This window comes from Metamycoplasma buccale, assembly GCF_046774455.1.
GTDB classification, from domain to species: domain Bacteria; phylum Bacillota_I; class Bacilli_A; order Mycoplasmatales; family Metamycoplasmataceae; genus Metamycoplasma; species Metamycoplasma buccale.
The window spans coordinates 625,080-647,447 of sequence record NZ_CP177249.1 but is presented as its reverse complement, the minus strand read 5'-3'; the positions used below and the strand labels follow the sequence as shown (position 1 = coordinate 647,447).

Sequence of the window (22,368 nt, the reverse complement as noted above, 5' to 3'; positions counted from 1 at the left end):
AAAGTTGTATATTTATTTTACCTTAATTTTATTTTGTAAATAAAAGACAAAACAAAATAATTTTGATTTTCATGTTCGTTCATTTTCATATTTTAGAAAAAATATTTTTTTTATTTATAAAAAGACTTTTTGTTATAAAATTTCAATGCAACTACAATTTTGAAGCATGAGGTTACGATATGCCGAGCTTAGTTGTTCATCTCGGATATTGATAACTTGTGTGGAATTAGTTCAAGAAAATGAACAAGGAGAACAAATAAATGAAATTAGAAATTAAATTAAAATCTTTTGACGCTTATTTAATTGAAGATTCTGCTAAAAAAATTGTTACATTAGCAAAATCTGAAAAAGCAGAAATTAGTGGTCCAATTCCTTTACCAACTCGTAAAGAAATTATCACAATTTTAAGAAGTGTTCATGTTAATAAGAAAAGTCGTGAACAATTTGAAAGTAGAACTCATAAACGTTTAATTATCTTAAACAACGTGAGCGAAACTTTGGCTGATAAAGCAAAAAGATTAGAACTTCCTGCTGGAGTTCAAATTAGCATTAAGTCTGTTACTAAGCAATAACAGAATTTTGTTTTTTTAATGGGAAATTCTCATTTAAACATTCAAGAAAGGAAATTATGAAAGGAATCTTAGGAAGAAAAGTTGGAATGACACAACTATTTACTTCTAACGGGGATTTAATTCCGGTTACAATAGTTGAAGTTAAACCAAATGTTGTTACTAAAGTTTTAACCTCTGAAAAAGATGGGTATGTTGCAACCCAATTAGCTTTAGAAGACAAGAAAAAATCTCAAATTAAAAAACCTGAAATTAATCGTTTCAAACTAGCTAATACAACACCTAAGCGCTTCGTTAAGGAAATCCGTAAAATGTCTGGATATAACTTAGGTGATACTATTGATGCCTCATTATTTGAAGCAGGAGAAATAGTAGACGTTACAGCTATATCAAAAGGTAAAGGCTTTGCCGGTACTATAAAAAGACATAACCAACACATAGGACCTAAATCACATGGTGGTGGTGGTGGTTCACAACCAATTAGACAAACAGGATCTATTGGAGATATTTCTGGAAATAGAGTTTGAAAAGGTATGACAATGCCTGGTCACTTAGGTACAGAACAAGTTACTATTCAAAACTTAGAAGTTATTAAAGAAGATGCCGAAAATAATATGTTAATTATCAAAGGTAGTATTCCAGGAGCAAAAGGTGCTTTTGTTGTTATTAAAAGTGCAATTAAAACTTCAATTAAGAAACAAGCAATTGAATTGTTAAACTTAAAAGAAGCTCTTGCAAAAAATGAATTATTTGAACAAGCTAAAAAATACAATGTTGAAATTAATATGGAAATGTCATTAAAAGAAATGAAAAACATTGTAAATGAAGCAATTAAAAAAGCTGAAGGAGATAAATAATGTCTGAAAATGATAATAAAAAAGTAAGCACTAAAAAATCTACTTCAACTTCTAAGCTAACTAAAAATTCATCTACAACTTCAAAAAATACTAAAACTTCAACTTCTAAAGTAATGTCAAAAGAAAACTTACCAAAAGTTAAACATAATGAAACCAAAGTAAATGTTTCTTTTGATATAACCTTACCTAAGTCTGTATTTGGAATAGAAAAAATATATAATCAAGCAATTTTTGATGCGATTTTATCAGAAAGAGCTTCTAGACGTTTTGCTAACCATAAAGTTTTAACTCGTGGTGAAGTTAGCGGTACCGGAAAAAAACCTTGAAGACAAAAAGGAACTGGTAATGCTAGAGCTGGATCAATGCGTAGCCCAATCTTTGTTGGTGGTGGTAGAGCATTCGGCCCAACAACTGCACGAAACTATAATTTAAAAATAAATAAAAAAGCTAGAAAAAATGCTTTATTATCAGCATTAACTTTATTAGCAAATGCTAAATCTATTTTAGTTAAAGAATATAAACTTGAAAAACCTTCAACTAAAAAATTATTGGTTGAATTAAATAAAGATAACTTAGCTTTATTAAACAATGTTTTATTAGTTTCAAATGATGAAAATGTATTTTTATCAGCAAGAAATTTACCTAATGTTAGCGTTACAAAAATAACAAGTTTGTCAATAGAATCGTTAATAGCTGCTGATGTTTTGATTATTAGCAAAGATGACATAAAAATATTAGAAGGGATGGTTAAATAATGAACGTAAATGAAGTTATTAAATATCCAATACTTACTGAAAAGTCAGAAGTTGCAAGATCAGCCCAAAATATTTATACTTTTGCTGTTGACAAACGTTGCAATAAAATTGAAATTAGAAAAGCTGTTGAATTTATCTTTGATGTCAAAGTTTTAAAAGTAAACATTGTTAACTATGATAAAAAACCTACTAAATTAGGAAGATTTCAAGGTTTTAAAAATGCTGTTAAAAAAGCGCTTGTTTATTTAACTAAAGAATCTAAAATTATTCTTTTTGCTGATGAAGCTAAAGAAGCAGAAAAAGAAGCTAAGGCACTTGCTAAAGAGGCTAAAGCAAAAGAAGTAAAAGAACCTACTGAAGCTGAATTAAAGGCTGCAGCTAAAATTCAAAAAGCAGCACAAGAAAAAGAACAAAAAACTGAAAAAGCAACACCTAAAAATGATGAAATGAAATCTGATTCATTAACAAAAGTTGCTACAAAAAAACAATCAACAAAAAAAGTTACTTCAACTAAAAAAGAAGAAACAAAATAATGATTAATTTTGCATAAATATAAAATTAATTTAAAAAAATAAAAATAATTCTTAAAAGAAAAAATATTTTTAAGATAGGAGAAAAATTACTATGGCAATAAGAAAATTTAAAGCTTATACTAATGGCCGTCGTAATATGTCATCTCTTGATTACAAAACTAATTTATCAGGTCACAAACCAGAAAAATCATTATTAGTTGCTCTTCCAACTACATCAGGAAGAAATAATCAAGGGAAAATCACAATCCGTCATCATGGTGGTAGATTAAAGAGATTTTATCGTATCGTTGATTTTAAAAGAGATAAAGATAATATTTTTGCTATTGTTAAAACCATTGAATATGACCCAAATAGATCTGCTAATATTTCATTAGTTGTCTATAAAGATGGTGAAAAAAGATATATTATTAGCCCTAAAGGCATTAAAATTGGACAACAAATTATTTCAGGAGAACAAACCGATATTCAAATTGGTAACTCATTACCATTAAAAAATATCCCTGAAGGTACATTTGTTCATAATATAGAATTACAACCAAAACAAGGTGGAATAATTGCTCGTTCAGCGGGAAGTTCTGCTCAAATATTAGGTAAGGATGAATCAGGAAGATATGTTATCCTAAGACTAAAATCTGGTGAAGTTAGAAAAGTTTTAGGTTCATGTCGTGCAACTATTGGAGAAGTAGGAAACGAAGAACACTCATTAGTAAATATTGGAAAAGCCGGTAGAACTAGATTAATGGGAATTCGTCCAACTGTTAGAGGTAGTGCAATGAACCCTAATGATCACCCACATGGTGGTGGTGAAGGTAAACAACCTATTGGTAGAAAAAGCCCAATGACACCTTGAGGTAAAAAAGCTCTTGGAGTTAAAACAAGAAGAACTAAAAAAGCATCAAATCAATTTATTATTAGAAGAAGAAAGGAAACTAAATAATGGCTCGTTCACTAAAAAAAGCTCCTTTTGTTGATGAACATGTTATGAAAAAAGTAATGGCGATTGTTGAAGGAAAAGCACCAAAACGTCCTATTAAAACATGATCAAGACGTTCAACCATTTATCCTGATTTTGTTGGATTAACATTCCAAGTTCATCAAGGAAAAGCATTTGTTGATGTTTTCATTACTAATGATATGGTTGGTCACAAATTAGGTGAATTTGCTCCTACTAGAAACTTTTCTGGACATGGTGCAGATAAAGGAAAGAAATAATATGGCTTTACATGATTTACTTTCAAAAACAGTGACTGCGTCAGTTAAAATGCAAAGAATTAGTCCAAGAAAAGCTAGATTGGTTGCAGATTTAATTCGTTACCGTTCAGTTACTCAAGCATTACTTATTCTTAAATCAACAAATAAAAAAGCTTCTTCTATTATTCTTAAATTACTAAATTCAGCTATTGCTAATGCAACTAATAATGCTGGACTTGATGCTCAAAAATTATATGTTTCTGAAATTCTTGTTGGAGATGGACCTACCATGAAAAGATTTCAACCTCATTCTCAAGGTAGAGCTTTCCCAATTCTTAAACGAACAAGTAATTTCTATATTAAATTATCAGAAATAGCTTCACATGAAGAAGTTGAAAAAATGATTAAAAATGCTAATGATGATAAAAATAAAGAAATTGCAAAACCTATGGATAAAGAAGTAGAAAAGAAAATTGCAAAAACTTCTGAACCTAAAAAAACAGTTTCTACAAATAACAAAAAAGCAACAAACAATAATGAAACTAAGAAGGAAACAAAATCAACTTCTACCACTTCTAAACCTAAATCTTCAGTAGCTAAAAAACCTACTGCTAAAGAAAATAATTCAAGTAAAGGAGGCAAATAATGGGTCAAAAAGTTAATCCAAATGGATTTCGTTATGGAATTACCAAAAAACTTAATACTACTTGATATTCTGATAAAGACAAATTTGCTACTTTACTATTAGAAGATCAAAAAATTTATGATTTCTTTGACAAAAAAGTACGTCAATATCAAATTGGTAATGTTCAAATTAAAAGAGATCAAAATAATCATGTTATTATAAATGTTTTCACTGCTAAACCTGCAGCTATGTTAGGAAACGGTGGCGAAAATATTAAAAATATAACAACAACTTTACAAAAAACTCTTAAAAACAAAAAAGCAAATATTACTATTGAAGTAATAGAGCTTAAAAAACCAGATTTAAATGCTAGACTTTTAGCAGAAGGAATTGCTGAAAAACTAGAAAATCGTGGAAGCTTTAGACTAGCACAAAAATTTGCTATAAGAAGTGCAATGAAAGCTGGTGCCAAAGGTATAAAAACAGCTGTATCAGGACGTTTAAATGGTGTTGATATGGCTAGAACTGAAGGTTACACTGAAGGAGAAATGAAACTTCACACTTTAAGACAAAATGTAGATTTTGCAATCGCAAAAGAAAAAACAACATATGGTATTTTAGGTGTTAAAGTTTGAGTATCTTTAGGTGAAATATTAAGTGACGATCAAAAAAATGATGTTGAAAAATCTTTTCAAGCAGAAATTAAAGAAAAAAGAGTAAGAAAAGGTGGTGAAAGACATGCTTCAACCCAAAAGAACTAAACATAGAAAAATGTTTCGTATTCGCCACGATAAAACCAAAGCTCATAGAAATAACACAGTAAGATTTGGTGAATTTGGTTTAAAATCAACTTCATCTGCTTGAATAAGTGCAAGACAAATTGAAGCAGCCCGTATTGCTATTACTAGACACATGGGCCGTGAAGGTAAAGTATTTATTAATATTTTCCCTCACATGTCAAAAACTAACAAACCTATTGGTGTTCGTATGGGTTCTGGTAAAGGTAGCCCTGACCAATGATTTGCTGTTGTAAAAGAAGGAACTGTAATGTTTGAAGTTACAGGAAATAGTTTGGATGTAATGAAAGAAGCTTTAAGATTAGGCGGACATAAATTACCGGTTACTTGAAAAGTTATTTCTAAAAATGAAACTATCCAAAATAATGAACCTAAAGAATCAATGTTAGTAAAGGAGGAAATGTAATATGCAATATTCAGAATTAAAAGAAAAATCATTAAAAGAATTACAAGATTTACTTTTAGAATATAAAGCAGAACTTTTCTCATTACGATTTAAAAATGCTACCCGTCAACTTGATCAAGTTCATAAAATTGATTTAATTAAAAAAGATATTGCAAGAACTCTTACTGCTATCAATGTTAAAAAACTTGAACAAAAATCACCAAAAATGAGTAATAACAAAAAAGAAGAAACAAATAAAGGAGATAAATAATGGCTGAAATTAGAGAAAACCATCGTAAATCATTAGTTGGTACAGTTATTAGTACAAAAAACAATAAAACTATTACTGTTCTAGTTGAAACTTATGAAAAACACCCTTTATATGCTAAACGTTTCAAAAAATCGAAGAAATTTGCTGTACATGATGAAACAAATCAAGCAAAAATTGGAGATGTTGTTAGAATTCAAGAAACTCGTCCTCTTTCAAAAACTAAACATTTTAGATTAGTTGAAATAAGATCGCATGCTGTCGGAGGTAATGAAAATGCTTAGTGAATTTTCAAGATGTAATGTTGCCGACAATTCAGGCGCAAAAGAAGTTATGATTATTAAAAACTTGGGTGGTTCTATTGTTAGAAGTACTAATATTGGTGATGTAGTTCTTGTGACAGTAAAAAAAGCAATACCTAACGGTTTTGTTAAAGAAGGTCAAGTTGTTAGAGCTGTTATTGTAAGAACAAAAAGAGGAATAGCTAGAACTAACGGTTCACATATTAAGTTTGATGATAATGCCGTAGTTTTAATTAAAGAAGACGGTTCATTAAGAGGAACTCGTGTCTTTGGTCCAGTTGCACGTGAACTTCGTGACAAAGGTTATCTAAAAATAATTTCACTTGCTCCGGAGGTATTGTAATGGCTCAAGCAAAAATCAAAAAGAATGATTTAGTATTAGTAGTTTCTGGTAAAGACAAAGGAAAATTTGCTGCTGTTCTTGCCACTGATACTAAAAATCAAACTGTTACTCTTAAAGGTGTTAATATGAAAACAAAACACCACAAACCTTCTCAAGAAAACCAAGAAGGTAGAATTGAAAAGAAAGAATTTCCTATTCATATTTCTAATGTTGCATATTTACTTAAAAAAGGTGCACAAGGACAAAAATCAATAGGAACAAAAATTGGTTGAAAAATTGATAGCAAAACAAACAAAAAACAAAGAGTTATGAAAAAAGTAAATAAAGTAGTCACAGCGTAAGGAGATAGCAAAATGGCAAAAGAACAAAAATTAGCACTTGAACAAAAGTATTTAAAAGATATTCGTCCAACTTTAATTAAAGAATTTAATTATTCTTCAATTATGCAAGTTCCTAGACTATCAAAAATTGTTATCAATATGACTGCTGGAAACGAAGTTTCAAACTCAAAAGCTATCGAGGAAGTTATGGCTGAATTAACTCAAATTACTGGTCAAAAGCCATATCAAACAACCGCTAAAAAATCATTAGCATCATGAAAATTACGTGAAGGTATGCCAATGGGTGGCAAAGTTACTTTAAGACGTGAAAGAATGTGATCATTTTTAACTAAGTTAATCAATGTAGCATTACCACGTGTTCGTGATTTTAATGGTGTAAGTACCAAAAGTTTTGATGGTAGAGGGAATTATGCTCTTGGTATAAAAGAAGAAATTATTTTCCCAGAAATCAATTTTGATAAGATTCGTAAATTAAAAGGTATGGATGTTATTATTGTAACCACTGCAAAATCAAATAAAGAAGCATTAGCATTATTAAAACATTTAGGAATGCCATTTGCTAAGGCATCATAATGAAAGGAATTAGTATAGTATGGCAAGAAAATCATTAATGGTTAAAGCTGAACGTGAACCAAAATTCAAAGTTAGAAAATATACTAGATGCCAAATATGTGGCAGAGTTCATGCAGTTTTAAGAAAATATAAAATTTGTAGAATTTGTTTCAGAGAATTAGCACATGAAGGCAAAATTCCTGGTGTTAAGAAAGCGAGTTGATAATTATGGCAATTATTATTGATCCTATTGCAGATATGTTTGTTAGAATGAAAAATGCAATTGCTCGTAAATATCATGAGGTAATTGTTCCTCATTCTCTTAAAAAAGAAAAAATCCTTGATATATTTAAAAATGAAGGCTATATAACCTCTTATGAAGTTATAAAAGAAGAAAAGAAATCATTTAAAGAAATTAAGATCACTCTTAAATATAAAGGATTAAATCAAAACCAATCTGCTATTTCAGGAATTAAGAAAATTTCAAAACCAGGATTAAAAGTATATTCACCTAGTGAAAAATTACCTAGAGTTTTAAGCGGTTTTGGTACTGCAATTATCTCAACATCAAAAGGTTTATTAACTGATAAAGAGGCAAGAAAGGCAAACGTTGGTGGCGAAGTAATCGCTTTCGTTTGATAAAACTATAATTATGTCTAGAATTGGAAATAGAATTTTACTTATTCCTAATGGAGTTGAGGTTAATATAAATCAAAATCATATATTAATAAAAGGAAAACTAGGTACTTTGGAATATACATTTTCTCCTTTGATTAAAGTTGTAGTTGAAAATAATGAAATTAAAACCTTAAGAACTAATGAAGAAAAATCTACAAAACAGTTGCACGGTACAACAAATGCTAATATTAAAAATATGCTAATTGGTGTTTCAGAAGGTTACAAAAAAGAAATTGAAATTAAAGGTGTTGGTTATAAAGCAACCCTTAAAGGAAAAGAAATTGAAATTATAGCAGGATATTCACATCCTGTACTATTAGAAGTTCCAAGCAATTTAAAATTAGAACTTCCAAAACCAACAAATATTATTATTTCAGGAATTGATAAGCAAGCTGTTGGTGAATTTGCTGCTAATTTAAGAGATGTTAGACGCCCAAGCCCATATTCAGGTAAGGGAATTATGTATAAAGATGAAATTATTCGTCGTAAGGAAGGAAAAACTGCTTCTAAATAGTAGTTTAAGGTATTAAAATGTTATCAAGAAACGAAAGACGCCAAGCTAAACATTTAAAAATTACTAATAAATTAGCAAAAGGCACAAAAGCAATTCCTAGAGTTTGTGTATTCAAATCTTTACATAATTTTTATGCACAAGCAATTAACGATGAAAATCATACAACACTAGCAGCAGCATCTACAAAACAACTTGCTAAAAAAGGTAATAATACTGCAAGTGTTAAATTAGTTGCTAAAGAGTTTGCAAAGAGCTTAAAACAAGCAAAAATTGAACAAATTATTTTTGACCGTTCTGGTTATATATATCATGGAAAATTACAAGCATTTTGTGATGCTTTAAGAGAAGAAGGGGTTAAATTCTAATGGCTGAAGATAAAAACATTAAACAAATTCTTGATGAAAATAAAGACTTAGAAGTTCCTGTAGTTAAGGAAAAAGAAGAAATCAAACCTACAAAAGTAGTTAACAATTCAACAAGAGCAAATAAACAACAACCTACTTCAAATGAAAATAAACAAAATAAACGTAACAATAGTCAAAATAATAATCAAAAGAAGAGTAATTTTTCAGAACAAAACCAATATGAAGAAAAAGTTATTAATGTTGCCAGAGTTACAACAGTTGTTAAAGGTGGAAGAAGATTTTCATTTTCTGCTTATGTTGTAGTTGGTGATAAAAAAGGTAAAGTTGGTTTTGGACATGGAAAAGCCAACGAAGTTCAAGATGCGATTAAAAAAGCAGTTAAAGATGCACAAAAAAATATTATTACTGTTCCTATTATTAAAGGAACAATTCCACATGAAATTAGTGAAAAATTTTTAGCATCAAAAATTCAATTAAGACCAGCTAAAAAAGGTACTGGTATTATTGCTTCTGGCACAGTTAGAGCTGTTGTCGAATTGGCTGGATATACAGATATTTCTACCAAAACTTATGGATCAAGAACTAAACAAAATATTGTTATTGCAACAATTAATGCACTTAAAAAAGTAAGAACAGTAGAAGAAATTGCTAAATTACGTGATATTGACGTAAAGCAATTGCTATCATAATTATTTAGGAAGGAATTTATTATGGAATTACATAACTTAAAACCAACCGAAGGTGCAAGAAAAGAAAAACATAGAGTTGGTAGAGGACATGCTGCAGGAAAAGGAAAGCAAGCAGGTCGTGGTCAAAGTGGCCAAACTAAAAGAAGCACAGTAAGATTAGGTTTTGAAGGTGGTCAAAACCCACTATTTAGAAGATTGCCAAAACGCGGATTTAACAATGTTAACCATGTTGAATACCAAGTTGTAAATTTAGCTCAATTAGAAAGAGTTTACAAAGAAAACGAAGTCGTTTCTTATGATTCTCTTTTTAAACATAAATTAATTAAAGGAACTTTACCTGTTAAAATTCTAGGTAATGGAACTTTAAATAAAAAACTAAATGTACAAATTCCTACACTTTCACAATCTGCTAAAACTGCAATTGAAAAAGTTGGAGGAAAAATCGAGGTTAAATAATGGCTAAAAATAAAGAGTTAGAAAAAGAAATCGATAGTGAAAGATTAGAAAGACGCTTAGCAGTTGATAAGTTTTTTAATGATCGACGTAATGCATGACAAGAATGGTGATTAAATCATGATCTTTTTAAAAAGATTTTGTTCACCCTTTTTATCTTGACTATTTTTCTAGCGGCCGGAACTATTACAATTCCCGGTATAAATTTAGTCAACCAAGATAAGCTTACCCAAGGTGATTTTATTGGGATTTTAAACTTAGTAGGTGGAGGAGGCTTAAGAAATTTCTCAATTGTGGCATTGGGAATTGGACCCTTTATTTCTGCTAGTTTAGTAATGATGATTTTGCAGACAAAAGCTTTTCCTTCCATTCATAGGTTAAGCCAATCGGGTCCGCAAGGTAGAGTCAAAATTAATTTTATTACTTATTTTTTAACAGTAGTTTTTGCGATTGTACAATCTTTATTAATTACAAGAGCGCTATTAAATCCTCGTCAAGGATTTGGAATAACTTTTGTTAAACAAATAACAACTGTCTTAGGAACTAAAGGTAATTTAATTTATGGTTATTTTATCTTGCCAGTAATATTAATTGCCGGTTCATTCTTTGCTTTATTTTTAAGTGAGCAAATAACTAATAAAGGTGTAGGTAATGGAACAAGTTTATTAATCTTTGTTGGTATTGCCGCTAATTTAATTCCCACTTTTAGAAGAGCATTCGAATTTTTTGTTCCAGGACTAAAAAAATCTTCTTTAATATTAAAAGAAATTATAAATTTCACAGTTTATTTATTAGGCTATATGTTAACAATTATTGTCGTTGTTATTTTTACTATAGCAGAAAGAAAAATTCCTATTCAACAAGTTGGAGCTGGACTTTCTAAAAATGAAAAAGAATTAAGTTATCTTCCAATTAAAGCTAATCCCGCCGGAATAATGAGTGTCATTTTTTCATTGATGATTATTAGTGTTCCGACTATGATTGCTAATTTAATGGATGCTAATACAAGTGCTTATTATAATTGAGTTTATTCAAATTTACAATTAACTCAACCACTTGGATTCTTCTTATTTATTTTAATAACTTTTGGCTTAACAATCTTGTTAGGAATTCAACAATCAAAAATTGATAAAATTAGTGAAGACTTTGCTAAAAGTAGTACTTTTATTCCTGGAATTAGACCGGGAGAGCAAACAGAGGACTATTTATTAGATGTTATTATTAGACTTTCATTTTTCTCATCTATTTATTTAATTGCTTTAGGGGCACTTCAATATGTTCAACAAATGGCTGGTATGCCCGCATCTATCGCTTTCGGTGGAACAAGCATAATGATTTTAGTATCAACAGCTTATGAAACTATACAACAAATTAAAGCAAGATATAAATCACAAGAACTTGCTAGAAAAAGACGTCAAATTAAAGAATTAAAAGATGTTTATGGTGAAGAAGAGGAAGATTTAATATGATAGTAAATAATAAACCAAATTTAATTTTTTTAGGCGCTCCAGGAGCGGGGAAAGGTTCTATTGCTTCAAGAATAGTAAAAGAACATGGATATTTCCAACTTTCAACTGGCGAAATGTTTCGCCAAGAAATTCAAAATAAATCTAAATTAGGACTTGAAATTAAATCAATTTTAGATTCAGGAATTTACGTCAATGATTCATTAACTAATGAACTTGTAAAAGAACGTGTTACTGAATTAACTAATAAACATATTCCTTTTATTTTAGATGGTTATCCAAGAACTCTTTCGCAAGCAAATTTTTTACAAAATTTATCAAAAGATAAGATAAAAATTGACAAAGTGATCTTATTAAATATTACCGATGATCAAGTTATTGAGAGATTATCAAAAAGAAGAATTTGCCCTAATTGTAAAACCATTTATCATTTAGAGTTTAATCCTCCAAAAAAAATAGATATTTGTGATAATTGTGGGACACAAATTATTACTAGATTAGATGATGCACCTGAAGTTGTTAAACAACGTTTGCAAGTTTATGCTAATCAAACTAAATGTTTAATTGAATTTTATAGAAATCTTGGAATTTTAATTGAGATTAATGCCTATCAAGATTATGATAAGGTTTATAGTGATGTTAAGGAGGCTTTAAATTGATTATAATAAAATCTAAAATTGAGATTGAAAAAATCAAAAAAGCTTGCCAAATCTTGGCAGAAATCAAAACAATTGTTTTTGATTTTATAAGACCAGGAGTTTCTTTAAAAGAAATTGATAGCGTCGCTTTTAAAGAAATAAAAAAAAGAGGAGGAAAACCAGCTTTTTTAGGACAATATGGTTTTCCTAACACTTGTTGTATATCAGTAAATAATGAATTAATTCATGGCATTCCATCTGATTACATAGTAAAAGAAGGTGACATTGTTAAAATTGACACCGGTGTAATTTATGATGGTTATTATTCTGATTCCGCTTTTACTAAAGGGGTAGGAAAAATAACAAAAAAAGATGAAGAATTAATACAAGTTGCTAAAGACGCTTTCTATGCTGGCTTTAACGCAATAAAAGTTGGCAAACGCATTGGCGATATTTCTTATGCTATTGGCTCATTAATTAAAAAAAGAGGGTATTATACTCCAGATGAATATACTGGCCATGGCATTGGAAAAGATTTGCATGAAGACCCTTATGTTTATAATGACGGTCTACCTAATACAGGTCCATTAATTAGAAATGGAATGGTAATTTGCATTGAGCCAATGATCTTACAAAAATCTAAAAATGTAATGGTAAAAGATGATGGATGAACTGTAGTAGATCCTTATGGTTTTAATACATCACATTATGAACAAACCGTTTTGATTGATAATGATCAAGCTTACATTCTATCAGGAGACAACATTTAATGGCAAAAGACGCAATAAAAATGTCAGGTGTAATAACCAAAATTTATTCTACTAAAGACTATGATGTATTATTAGACAATGGTCTTGAAATTAAAGCATTTATTTCAGGAAAAATGTCATTTCATAATATTAGAATGATTCCTGGAGACCAAGTAGATGTTGAAATTAGTCCTTATGACATGACTAAAGGTAGAATAGTCTTTAGACATAAATAAAAGGAGAAATTATGAAGGTTAGAGCTTCAATAAAGAAAATTTGCAAAGATTGCAAATTAATTAAAAGACATGGCGTTAATCGAATTATTTGTATTAACCCAAAACATAAACAAAGACAAGGATAAAATATGGCTAGAGTTTTAAATATTGAAATCCCAAATAATAAAAGGGTAGTTATTTCTTTAACATATATTTATGGTATTGGTAGATCTCTTGCAAAAGAAATTTTAACTAATGCTAATGTTGATGAAAATAAAAGAGTTAAAGATTTAACTGAAGAAGAATTAACTCGTATTAGAGATGAAGCTAAAAAATATACTACTGAAGGTGACTTAAGAAGAGAAGTTAACTTAAATATTAAAAGATTAATGGAAATTAAGTCATATCGTGGTATTAGACATAGAAAAGGTCTTCCAGTAAGAGGACAAAGCACAAAGAAAAATGCTAGAACAAGAAAAGGGCCTAGAAAAACTATTGCTGGAAAGAAAGGTAAATAATAATGGCTAAGAAAAATAAAAAGGTTGTTACACAAGGTGTAGCACACATTCACTCAACTTACCAAAATACTATTGTTTCTTTTTCTGATTTAAAAGGTAATGTTTTTGCTTGAAGCTCATCTGGTGCTATTGGATATAAAGGAACCAAGAAAAAAACTCCTTATGCAGCTGGTTTAGCAGCAGCAGCAGCTTTAGAAAAAGCTAAAGAATTTGGATTAAAAGAAGTTTCAATTTTAGTTAAAGGTGTTGGACCAGGAAAAAGTACAGCAAGAAAACAAATTGAAACTAGTGGTTTATTAATTAAAGAAATCAAAGACGTAACTCCTACTCCACACAATGGTACTCGTCCTCCTAAAAAAGTTCTAAAAAGAATATAAAATTAAGGTTCAAAAGAGGTTAGTAAAAATATGGAAAAAATTCAAAAAATTACATACAAAGAGTTATTAGCAGAAAAAGTCAATGATTTTGAAACAACATTTGTCATTGAACCATTAATGCGAGGATATGCTAATACAATGGGAACTGTAATTAGAAGAACATTGCTTTCTTCAATTACTTCAGTTGCACCATTTGCTATTAAAATTAATAATGTTCAACATGAGTTTGAAACATTAGTAGGAATTGAAGAAGATGTTATTAATTTAATTGCTAATATTAGAAAAATAAAATTCTCTTATACTCCTGAATTATTTTCAAAAGATAATTTAGCAAAAGTTTCTTTTAAGTCTAATAAAGAAGGCGAAGTAACTGCATCAGATATTACTGACACTAATGGATTAGTTATTGTAAATCGTGATCAATATATTTGCAAGATTGCAAAAGGTAGTTCATTAGAGTTTGATTTATATTTAAGAACAGGTCGTGGATATATTGACTTTGAAGAAAATAAAAACATTATTCAGGAATATGGTCCAAAGTTAGAAAGCAAAATTAAAAAAGGTCAATTTTTGGCTATTGATAGTGATTTTAGCCCTGTTAAACAATGTGCAATTCATTGTGAAGAATTAAATACCTCATCAAAAACTATTGAAGAAAGACTAAAGATATTTGTTAAAACTGATGGTAGTCTAGAATCAAAAGATGCAATGTTACAAGCAGCACAAATAATTATTGCTCATTTCCAAATTATTGGTAATATTGATGCTTTAAGTACTATTGCTTTATTTGATGATAATAAAGAAAAGAAAGAAAAAGCAGCAAAAATTACTTTACCAATTGAAAAATTAAACTTAACTATTAGAAGTTTAAATGCTTTAAGAAGAGCAAATTATAATACTGTTGAAGAATTGCTAAAATTATCTGAAGAAGAACTTTCAAATATTAAAAATTTAGGTAAAAAATCAGTTCAAGATATTGTTGATAAATTAAAAGAATGAAAAGAAATTCATCAGGATGATGAAGTTTCATCAGAAGACAATGCTAATGACTTTTCAGATGAACCTACTATAGAAGGAGAAGAATAATGGCAAACCCAAAACAATTATTTCGTAGAAATACTGAGTGATGAAACCATGTTGAAAGATCATTAGTTACTGATTTATTAATTAATGGCGAAATTAAAACCACTTTAGAAAGAGCTAAAAGAATTAGATCTAAAGCAGAAAAAATGATTACTTTAGGAAAAATTAATACTTTAGCTAGTCGTAGACAAGCAATTAAGTTTTTAAGAGATATTCCTTCAAAAACTAAAGATAAAAATTCTATTCAATATTTATTTGATATTCTTGCTCCTAAATATAAAGAACGTAATGGTGGATATACAAGAATTATTAAAATTGCAAATCGTGCTGGTGATAATGCTAAAATGGCAATTATCCAATTAGTGTAAAAATTAAGGAGAAAAAATGATTGTTCCAAAACGTAAAACAAGTAAACAAAGAAAACATTTGCGTAGAAGTCACCATGCTCTTGAAATTACTACATTAGTAGAATGTCAAAATTGTAAACAACAAATAATTCCTCACCAAGCATGTCAATATTGTGGATTTTACAAGAATAAAAAAGTAATTAAAAAAGCTTTAAACGATAAAATTTCTTAATTAAATTTTAAATAAATAAAATTACAAAATAGTTTATAAAAAAAATATGAGGTGTAACTCTAATACACTTCATATTTTATTTTTCTTTTAAAATTAGTTCAAAATCTTGAAATTTAATTGTTTCTACACCAAAAGTTTTAAAAATTTTTTCACTAGCTTTAAAATCATCACATTCTGGTTTATAAGCTACACAATAAATTACTTTAGCAATTTTAGATTGTACAATTAATTTAGCACAATTATAACATGGTGAATGAGTAACATATAATGTTGAACCCTCTTCAATTTTTGAACTAGTTAAATTAGCATTGACAATAGCATTAGTTTCAGCATGCACAACATAAGTATATTTAGAGTTAATTATATCTTCTTTATTTTCTGGGCGATCCCAAGTAAAATAATCATCATTATTTTTCTTACTAATATTAACACCAGTTGGCATACCATTATATCCTAATGAGACTACATAATTATTTTTATTAACAATACAAGCTCCGACTTTTGTTAAAGGGTCTTTTGATCGCATTGCACTTAACTTAGCTAAAGACATAAAATATGCATCTCAATTAATAGTGCCTTTTTCTTTATTAAACAGCTCTTTTTTCATTCATATTCCTTATATTTTTGTTAAAAAAATTTTAGCATTTTAAATTAATAAAAAAACAAAAATGAGTTCCGCAGACCTCATTTTAAATTATTCAGTGAAATAAGCAAACATGCTCGGATAAGACATTAACTAAGTTAATCCATTTAGCAATTTTTCCAAATGAATTACATATATAATAGCATACATTTTAATAATTTTTATATTTTTTTGGTTTTTATAAATAACCTTAATTTTCCAATTAGTATTGTCAAAAAGGCATTTTTTTAAAAAAATCCAAATTTTTATCTTATTTATAGTATATAATAATTGCATTCAATAAGGAAAAAAACAAATGAGTCAGAACAAAAATAACATAGTTATGAATACATTTGAACCAGCAGAGGCTGGCTTTTTCTCATTTGATATTAACTCAAATATTAAGAACATGGGTATTATTAGCAATATTTCTAAAATTTTTGCATATCACATGATCAATAAAGGAGTTAATAATGTTACACTTATTTCGTTACAATAAAATAATAAATTTAAAAATTAAAATACTGGCTTTTAGAGGATCTTAGCTCCTTTTTTCTACTCATAAATAAAAAATTTAATAATATAAAAATAAAAGCCAATATTAATTACAAATGATTTTAAAATTCAACAAAAAATATGAATTTAGAGACTAAATAGGTCTTAACACTTAAAAAATAACTATAATACTTAATGTATTATCAAAACTATTTATTAGGAGACTAAAAAATGAAAAATACTCAAAAAGCAAAATACTTGCTTTACGCGCTCGGACCGCTTGCGGTATTAGCGCCAACATTAACAATAGCAGCTGGTTGTGTTCCTACTCCGGCATATCAAAAGAGTCAATTTGTATATGAATATAATAGTGTGTCACCTCAAAGAGGATTTGAAGATGATGGAACAGTTTCATATGGTAGTTTTCAAAACACACTTTCACACCATCATACTGGTGGACTTTTAGTAAGACAACAAGGATTAACTGAAACTCAAATTGGAGTAACAAACGATGGTAAGCAAGTGGTTGCTAAACCTACATTTTATAAATACCGTTTAGAACTTCTTAAAAAAGTGGTTCTAAAAATGAAAGACGGAACTACAAAAGTTTATGACAATGATGAAGTAGATTCATATCCAGAAGGTGACCAAGTAACATCTGGATTTGAAGGAAAAACATATTCATCTTCAAAAGTTAGAGCAACATCTAATAATCCAAAATCTATTAACAATAATCAATTTTTACAAGACTTAAAAAATGCCAAAACTATGCAATTTGTTCTTAAAAATGATGTTTATTGAACAGATCATCAAGGTAAAAAAACCAAATATAAAGTACAAGCAAGAGACTTCTATTATTCATGACTTAGAACTAAAGCTTTAACTACTGAAGTTAGACGAAGCGAAGAATTTGGAGGCTCTGAAAAATTAGATAATTTAGCAAAAGGTTTACAAGAATCAAGCTCTCTATACTATGGTACTGGAGTAAATTATAGTAATGATTATTTATATTCACTTTTTGGAATAGATTCAAGTAAATTTAGCAAAGAAAGTTCATTTATTCAAAAAATTAACAACGTTAATGGAATAGAAAACGGTACAGATGCTTTAACATTTGAATCATTGAGCGATAGAGAACCAGATTTTGAAAAATTCTGAAACAAATCTCTAATTGATAATTATGATTTAGTTGCTGCTCCATCAGAATATATTGATGAACTTAATGAAAAAGGTCAACAAAATATCTTAAATTATACAGGTTCAACCCCATCTAATTTATCAGAAATAAAATCAGAGATCACAGCAATGGATAAAACCAAATTAGCTTATCGTGCTGGTATTTATTGATATGGTAATGCCACTCAAAATACATTATTTTCTGGTGCTTATTATGCTAAACCACGTAATGGAACAATTAAAGAATTGGCAAAAAACCCTAATTATTGAGACGAAAGTTTTGTTAAAGATGAAACTAATATTAAAAGTATTATTTATAAATTTCAGCAACAAGAACTTTCTAAATCTGTTTATCAAAATCGTGTTTGAAACTCATATAAACAAGGAACTGTTTCAAGCTTAGGATTTGAAAGCCTAAACTCGGCTCAACAACAAGAAGCTAACTCAAATCACAAAAAATACGGTTTAAGATATACTAAACAAGTAAACAAAGATAAATCTCAATATTACATGGTTACAACTCCTTTTGTTAATCAATTAAATGAAAGTATTTATGAATTTTCAGATGCATATGGAAAATTGATGTGAGGTGGAACTAGAAAAGAACTTTCAGAAGGTAAAGGTAATCCGGAAACTTATGTTAGTGGATTAGGATTATCATTTAGATCTATTTTAAATGCCGCAGTTAACTGAAATGAATTCATGAATGTTTATTCTAATAATACTGCCAAGGCTTGATTAGCTAAAGTTGCTCCTGGTAGCGATATTGGAGGAAAAGACCAATTAACTAATAATAAAACTCCTAATGATTATGAAGATCAAGTTAACTCATTATCTGCAATAGATGTTGACGGTAACAAAATAGATTTCGGTGGTTCTTTAGGTAAAGAATTAAGTCCATCTGAAAATGACAAACATACTGAGTCAATAGCTAATAAAGCAGATAGAATTAAATCTGCAGGTTTTGATAAATTAAAAGAAGCAATGAAAAAATTAATCGAAAAATTTGATAAAGATAATCCTTCATTAGCTGGACAAAAATTTACAGTTAAATATTTCTTCCCATTCATTAATGCTCCTGAATCAGTTTTAGAAGCTGGTAAAAGATTAAGTGCATTAGCAAAAGAATTAAGTGATCGAATTGATTTAGAAATGTTTTATGAACCAAATGGCGACAGTCCAAGATATAATAATGCTAAATTCAATGGTTCAACTGGTGCACAAATAGCTTCATGAAGTTATGATTTTAACTCATCTGCTTCTGGATACGATGGTTTATCATGATTGGGACATTTAATTCCTACTTTAACTATGATTGCCGATAAAAAACCTGAAACTATTAAAAAGAATTTTCCTAAATTATTTGAATTAGCAGAATATTTAATAGAATATGAAAGTAAACCAAGTCATAAAGCTAATCTTTCACTTCCATTTAAAGACTTACACAAAATGGCTGCAAAATTGTATAGGGATGTAGCAAAAGCTGCAACAAAAAAATTGAAAGAAATAAGCGGCAAGTACGAATTAGAACTAAAAGATGGAAAATCTGTTCCTGATCCAGCTGCTACAACCGATTTATACGAATGAAGCGCTACTTTTTGAAAGAACTTTGTTGAAAGCCAAAAAAATGAAGATTTAGTTAAATTAATGGCTGACATAACAAGTTTTATGAATGTAGACTTTACTTACAATTACACTAAAAAATTATCTCCATATACTAAAACTCTAACTAACTCTCATTATTTTGCCCCAACTATGAGTGATACTGTTGATTTTTATGCTGATTGAAAAATAAATAAATAATTACAAATTTTAATAATGTTTAAATATATACGTCAAAGAATAGCTTTTGCTATTCTTGCATTATTTATTATCTCAATATTTTCTTTCATTATGATTTCTGCTTTTGGACCTAATCCTGTTAAGGCTGTAGCAGAAAAAGATTACTCTAGTGGAACAATTCACATACCTTTTGACGAATATTTGCGACAATTAGAAGTAAAATTTGGATTTAGATATGGTACTGAACAAAATCCGGGTGAAAAAATCCCATTGATTGTTAGATATTTTACATATATAGGTAATATTTTTAAAAAGGGCGATTTTGGTTTTGTTATCGATTCAAGAAACAATCCGAATGCTGCAGAATTTACTACAATGGCTAAATTATTCTTTTATCCATTAAGGTATTCATTATTAATTACTGTACCTGCTTTTATTATGAGTAGTATTATAGGAATAACATTAGGTGTATTTGCAGGATACAATAGAGGCAAGATATTTGATTCATTTATAAATGTTTTTGTTTATATATTTATTGCCTTACCTTCATTTATCATTGCTCCTATTGTTATTACTATTGCGGCTAAAATAAATATTTTATCTGCCGTCCCAGAATTTGGTGAACAACCCTTTGGTGTTGTCTTATTGGCTTATATGCCCCCCATTTTAGTTATTACATTAGCTTCTTTAGCAGTATATACAATTTATACAAGAAACCAAGTAATAACAGTTTTAACATCTAATTATATTTTGATAGCTAAATCAAAAGGATTAAGCAAATCTCAAGTATTTTTCAAATATGTTTTAAGAAATATTTCTATTCCCTTATTTTCTTTAATAATTTCTTCATTTATTGGACTTTTATCAGGAAGTATAATAATAGAAAAATTCTGAAATATAAAAGGAACTAGTCAAGTTATTACTAATGCTTTCCCTAAGGGCGAAATTTATGTAGTAATGTATTCAATACAGTTCTTTACTTTAATTTCTCTATTTTCAGAAATATTTATTGATATTATGTTTGCTGTATTAGATCCTCGTATTAAATATGGTGTTAAATCCAAAAAGAACTATTGATTATTTTTTAAAGCTTATTTAGTAAGAAGAAAATTAGAAAAAGATTTATTTGCAATGGAACTTGCAAATAATAATTCAGAAGCAATGAAAGGAGTCAAATAATGACTGTTAATGAATTTAACAAACAGTACAAAATTAGTGCTGAAATGCAATCAAAATTTAATTTGATTCCTGATGCTAAAAAACAATTAGGTTCTTCTATCGCTGGAAAACCAAAAAAAATGGTTATTGAAATATTTAAAAGATTTTTTAGTAACCCTATCGTAACTATTTCATTTGTAATTTTTATTGCTATATTATTAGCTTCTATTATTATTCCTTTAACTAGTCCATATGAAGCCAAAGTTGGAGTAAGTAAAACAAGATTTTCAGAATATTTACCACCACTTTATTCAAGTTCAAAAACCATTCCAGCCGACTATAGAAATGAAATTTGGAAATTTTATCAAACATTAAAAAATAGTGAATTTGCTAAATATTATGGTTTTTTCTTAAATACGGTATCTAGGGATTCTACTAGTAGTCCTGATTTTAACTTAACTTATAATCCTTATGCATTGCATACAGTAGCTGCATTACACGAAAGACTAACTTTACTTAAAAGTTCAGGAAAGGTTATTAATGATGCAGTAGTTGCTGAAGAACTTGCTAAAATTCCTAGGTTAAATACTTTATTAGGAACATCTGAAACCGGATATGATATTTGAACAACAACATGATATGCTTCATGAAAAGCTATAAGGGTAGCATTGTTAGTTGCAATTGTTCAAACAGTTATTGGTGTTTCAATTGGTGCCTTTTTAGGTTTTCATGCAGGAAAAATGGTTGATACAATTGGAATGAGAATTATTGACATTATTCAATCATTGCCCGAATTAATTTGGTTGTTGCTATTTGTTATTATTTTAGGAGCAAATGAAACCACTTTAATTATTGCTTTAATTTTAGTTGGGTGATCTACTCCTGTTTCTACAACAAGACTATTTATTATTACTGTAAAAGATGAAGAATATATTGTTGCGGCTAAATCAGTAGGATCAAGCACTGCTAGACAAGTTTTTGTTCATGCTTTACCAGCTATTTTAGGTAAAATTGCTACAAACTTTGTTAGAAGAATTCCGGCAATAATCCTATCAATTTCAGCATTGGCCTTTTTAGGATTCTTTAAAGAAAAAGATGATGTTAACTTAGGACAAATGCTAATTGATGCGCTTCCACAAGTATCAAATAACTTTTGAATTTTATTATTACCATCATTAATATTGTTAACATTATCACTATCATTACAATTTGTGGCACTTGGTGTGCACGACGCTTTAGATCCTAAAGTTATAACAAAAGGTAGAAAGAGATAATTATGGCAAAAAAAGAATC

At 28.7% G+C, this 22,368-nt stretch carries 34 protein-coding genes and 1 pseudogene; 34 read left to right on the top strand and 1 reads right to left on the bottom strand.

The annotated features are described in order from the left end of the window. The first annotated feature begins 260 nt into the window (after window positions 1–260). The 30 genes and pseudogenes from rpsJ to rpmF all read left to right on the top strand — a co-directional run bounded on the left by rpsJ (window position 261) and on the right by rpmF (window position 15,842). Window positions 261–572, top strand: coding sequence for a 30S ribosomal protein S10 (gene rpsJ / locus ACLFP3_RS02955; RefSeq protein WP_412031467.1), 312 nt, complete (start codon window positions 261–263; stop codon window positions 570–572). Window positions 573–628: 56 nt separating this feature from the next. Further along, a complete protein-coding gene (rplC, locus tag ACLFP3_RS02950; protein WP_412031466.1) occupies window positions 629–1,426 on the top strand; it encodes a 50S ribosomal protein L3 in 798 nt (265 codons plus the stop codon). After that, complete coding sequence (rplD, locus tag ACLFP3_RS02945) at window positions 1,426–2,181, top strand: 50S ribosomal protein L4 (protein WP_412031465.1); 756 nt, start codon at window positions 1,426–1,428, stop codon at window positions 2,179–2,181. Before rplC ends, rplD begins: the two co-directional genes overlap by 1 nt. After that, window positions 2,181–2,714 carry a 50S ribosomal protein L23 gene (rplW, locus tag ACLFP3_RS02940; RefSeq protein WP_412031464.1) on the top strand — a complete coding sequence of 178 codons (534 nt, stop codon included), beginning with the start codon at window positions 2,181–2,183 and terminating at the stop codon, window positions 2,712–2,714. Before rplD ends, rplW begins: the two co-directional genes overlap by 1 nt. 91 nt (window positions 2,715–2,805) lie before the next feature. Further along, on the top strand, window positions 2,806–3,651 hold the full coding sequence (rplB, locus tag ACLFP3_RS02935) for a 50S ribosomal protein L2 (RefSeq protein ID WP_412031463.1): 846 nt from the start codon (window positions 2,806–2,808) through the stop codon (window positions 3,649–3,651). Then, complete coding sequence (gene rpsS / locus ACLFP3_RS02930) at window positions 3,651–3,926, top strand: 30S ribosomal protein S19 (protein ID WP_412031462.1); 276 nt, start codon at window positions 3,651–3,653, stop codon at window positions 3,924–3,926. Before rplB ends, rpsS begins: the two co-directional genes overlap by 1 nt. Before the next feature lies 1 nt (window position 3,927). After that, window positions 3,928–4,305: pseudogene (gene rplV, locus ACLFP3_RS02925) on the top strand (50S ribosomal protein L22); the annotation flags it as partial. A 245-nt stretch (window positions 4,306–4,550) separates the two neighbouring features. After that, a complete protein-coding gene (gene rpsC, locus ACLFP3_RS02920; RefSeq protein WP_412031461.1) occupies window positions 4,551–5,291 on the top strand; it encodes a 30S ribosomal protein S3 in 741 nt (246 codons plus the stop codon). Continuing rightward, on the top strand, window positions 5,269–5,733 hold the full coding sequence (gene rplP, locus ACLFP3_RS02915) for a 50S ribosomal protein L16 (RefSeq protein WP_412031460.1): 465 nt from the start codon (window positions 5,269–5,271) through the stop codon (window positions 5,731–5,733). The genes rpsC and rplP overlap by 23 nt, the downstream gene beginning before the upstream one ends. 1 nt (window position 5,734) lies before the next feature. Next, the gene (gene rpmC, locus ACLFP3_RS02910; RefSeq protein ID WP_412031459.1) at window positions 5,735–5,983 is read left to right on the top strand and encodes a 50S ribosomal protein L29; all 249 of its coding nucleotides are present in this window, start codon (window positions 5,735–5,737) and stop codon (window positions 5,981–5,983) included. Further along, on the top strand, window positions 5,983–6,264 hold the full coding sequence (gene rpsQ, locus ACLFP3_RS02905; protein WP_412031458.1) for a 30S ribosomal protein S17: 282 nt from the start codon (window positions 5,983–5,985) through the stop codon (window positions 6,262–6,264). Before rpmC ends, rpsQ begins: the two co-directional genes overlap by 1 nt. Next, entirely contained in the window at window positions 6,257–6,625 is a 369-nt protein-coding gene (gene rplN, locus ACLFP3_RS02900; RefSeq protein ID WP_412031860.1) for a 50S ribosomal protein L14, read from the top strand. Before rpsQ ends, rplN begins: the two co-directional genes overlap by 8 nt. Then, window positions 6,625–6,966 carry a 50S ribosomal protein L24 gene (rplX, locus tag ACLFP3_RS02895; RefSeq protein ID WP_412031457.1) on the top strand — a complete coding sequence of 114 codons (342 nt, stop codon included), beginning with the start codon at window positions 6,625–6,627 and terminating at the stop codon, window positions 6,964–6,966. The genes rplN and rplX overlap by 1 nt, the downstream gene beginning before the upstream one ends. Before the next feature lie 12 nt (window positions 6,967–6,978). Continuing rightward, window positions 6,979–7,539, top strand: coding sequence for a 50S ribosomal protein L5 (rplE, locus tag ACLFP3_RS02890; protein ID WP_412031456.1), 561 nt, complete (start codon window positions 6,979–6,981; stop codon window positions 7,537–7,539). A 19-nt stretch (window positions 7,540–7,558) separates the two neighbouring features. Then, entirely contained in the window at window positions 7,559–7,744 is a 186-nt protein-coding gene (locus ACLFP3_RS02885; RefSeq protein WP_116171590.1) for a type Z 30S ribosomal protein S14, read from the top strand. A 2-nt stretch (window positions 7,745–7,746) separates the two neighbouring features. Beyond that, window positions 7,747–8,160 carry a 30S ribosomal protein S8 gene (gene rpsH / locus ACLFP3_RS02880; RefSeq protein WP_412031455.1) on the top strand — a complete coding sequence of 138 codons (414 nt, stop codon included), beginning with the start codon at window positions 7,747–7,749 and terminating at the stop codon, window positions 8,158–8,160. 10 nt (window positions 8,161–8,170) lie between these two features. Next, window positions 8,171–8,710 (top strand): 50S ribosomal protein L6, encoded by a 540-nt coding sequence (gene rplF / locus ACLFP3_RS02875; RefSeq protein ID WP_412031454.1) that lies wholly within the window; start codon window positions 8,171–8,173, stop codon window positions 8,708–8,710. A gap of 17 nt (window positions 8,711–8,727) precedes the next feature. Then, window positions 8,728–9,075 carry a 50S ribosomal protein L18 gene (rplR, locus tag ACLFP3_RS02870; RefSeq protein ID WP_412031453.1) on the top strand — a complete coding sequence of 116 codons (348 nt, stop codon included), beginning with the start codon at window positions 8,728–8,730 and terminating at the stop codon, window positions 9,073–9,075. After that, on the top strand, window positions 9,075–9,764 hold the full coding sequence (gene rpsE / locus ACLFP3_RS02865; protein ID WP_412031452.1) for a 30S ribosomal protein S5: 690 nt from the start codon (window positions 9,075–9,077) through the stop codon (window positions 9,762–9,764). The genes rplR and rpsE overlap by 1 nt, the downstream gene beginning before the upstream one ends. 21 nt (window positions 9,765–9,785) lie before the next feature. Further along, complete coding sequence (rplO, locus tag ACLFP3_RS02860; RefSeq protein WP_412031451.1) at window positions 9,786–10,220, top strand: 50S ribosomal protein L15; 435 nt, start codon at window positions 9,786–9,788, stop codon at window positions 10,218–10,220. Further along, window positions 10,220–11,689 (top strand): preprotein translocase subunit SecY, encoded by a 1,470-nt coding sequence (gene secY, locus ACLFP3_RS02855; protein ID WP_412031450.1) that lies wholly within the window; start codon window positions 10,220–10,222, stop codon window positions 11,687–11,689. Before rplO ends, secY begins: the two co-directional genes overlap by 1 nt. Then, entirely contained in the window at window positions 11,683–12,348 is a 666-nt protein-coding gene (locus tag ACLFP3_RS02850) for an adenylate kinase family protein (RefSeq protein ID WP_412031449.1), read from the top strand. Before secY ends, ACLFP3_RS02850 begins: the two co-directional genes overlap by 7 nt. Next, entirely contained in the window at window positions 12,339–13,091 is a 753-nt protein-coding gene (map, locus tag ACLFP3_RS02845) for a type I methionyl aminopeptidase (protein ID WP_412031448.1), read from the top strand. The genes ACLFP3_RS02850 and map overlap by 10 nt, the downstream gene beginning before the upstream one ends. Then, window positions 13,091–13,306, top strand: a complete 216-nt coding sequence (gene infA, locus ACLFP3_RS02840) for a translation initiation factor IF-1 (protein WP_412031447.1) — start codon at window positions 13,091–13,093, stop codon at window positions 13,304–13,306. Before map ends, infA begins: the two co-directional genes overlap by 1 nt. Before the next feature lie 11 nt (window positions 13,307–13,317). Then, window positions 13,318–13,431, top strand: coding sequence for a 50S ribosomal protein L36 (gene rpmJ, locus ACLFP3_RS02835; RefSeq protein ID WP_022936073.1), 114 nt, complete (start codon window positions 13,318–13,320; stop codon window positions 13,429–13,431). Window positions 13,432–13,434: 3 nt separating this feature from the next. Then, complete coding sequence (gene rpsM, locus ACLFP3_RS02830) at window positions 13,435–13,803, top strand: 30S ribosomal protein S13 (protein WP_412031446.1); 369 nt, start codon at window positions 13,435–13,437, stop codon at window positions 13,801–13,803. 2 nt (window positions 13,804–13,805) lie between these two features. Next, a complete protein-coding gene (rpsK, locus tag ACLFP3_RS02825; RefSeq protein WP_412031445.1) occupies window positions 13,806–14,180 on the top strand; it encodes a 30S ribosomal protein S11 in 375 nt (124 codons plus the stop codon). Window positions 14,181–14,210: 30 nt separating this feature from the next. Continuing rightward, the gene (locus ACLFP3_RS02820) at window positions 14,211–15,266 is read left to right on the top strand and encodes a DNA-directed RNA polymerase subunit alpha (protein WP_412031444.1); all 1,056 of its coding nucleotides are present in this window, start codon (window positions 14,211–14,213) and stop codon (window positions 15,264–15,266) included. Next, on the top strand, window positions 15,266–15,631 hold the full coding sequence (gene rplQ, locus ACLFP3_RS02815) for a 50S ribosomal protein L17 (protein WP_412031443.1): 366 nt from the start codon (window positions 15,266–15,268) through the stop codon (window positions 15,629–15,631). Before ACLFP3_RS02820 ends, rplQ begins: the two co-directional genes overlap by 1 nt. Window positions 15,632–15,647: 16 nt before the next feature. Then, window positions 15,648–15,842, top strand: coding sequence for a 50S ribosomal protein L32 (rpmF, locus tag ACLFP3_RS02810; RefSeq protein ID WP_412031442.1), 195 nt, complete (start codon window positions 15,648–15,650; stop codon window positions 15,840–15,842). Between the two features lie 76 nt (window positions 15,843–15,918). On the opposite strand, the gene ACLFP3_RS02805 is transcribed toward rpmF, so the two are convergent. Then, window positions 15,919–16,449 carry a deoxycytidylate deaminase gene (locus ACLFP3_RS02805; RefSeq protein ID WP_412031441.1) on the bottom strand — a complete coding sequence of 177 codons (531 nt, stop codon included), beginning with the start codon at window positions 16,447–16,449 and terminating at the stop codon, window positions 15,919–15,921. Between the two features lie 331 nt (window positions 16,450–16,780). Between ACLFP3_RS02805 and ACLFP3_RS02800 the strand changes: the two genes are divergently transcribed. The 4 genes from ACLFP3_RS02800 to ACLFP3_RS02785 all read left to right on the top strand — a co-directional run bounded on the left by ACLFP3_RS02800 (window position 16,781) and on the right by ACLFP3_RS02785 (window position 22,349). Further along, window positions 16,781–16,963 (top strand): hypothetical protein, encoded by a 183-nt coding sequence (locus tag ACLFP3_RS02800; RefSeq protein ID WP_412031440.1) that lies wholly within the window; start codon window positions 16,781–16,783, stop codon window positions 16,961–16,963. 227 nt (window positions 16,964–17,190) lie between these two features. Beyond that, entirely contained in the window at window positions 17,191–19,938 is a 2,748-nt protein-coding gene (locus ACLFP3_RS02795; protein WP_412031439.1) for an OppA family ABC transporter substrate-binding lipoprotein, read from the top strand. Between the two features lie 15 nt (window positions 19,939–19,953). Then, window positions 19,954–21,096, top strand: coding sequence for an ABC transporter permease (locus ACLFP3_RS02790; protein WP_412031438.1), 1,143 nt, complete (start codon window positions 19,954–19,956; stop codon window positions 21,094–21,096). Further along, entirely contained in the window at window positions 21,096–22,349 is a 1,254-nt protein-coding gene (locus tag ACLFP3_RS02785) for an ABC transporter permease (RefSeq protein ID WP_412031437.1), read from the top strand. The genes ACLFP3_RS02790 and ACLFP3_RS02785 overlap by 1 nt, the downstream gene beginning before the upstream one ends. The last annotated feature ends 19 nt before the right edge of the window (window positions 22,350–22,368 follow it).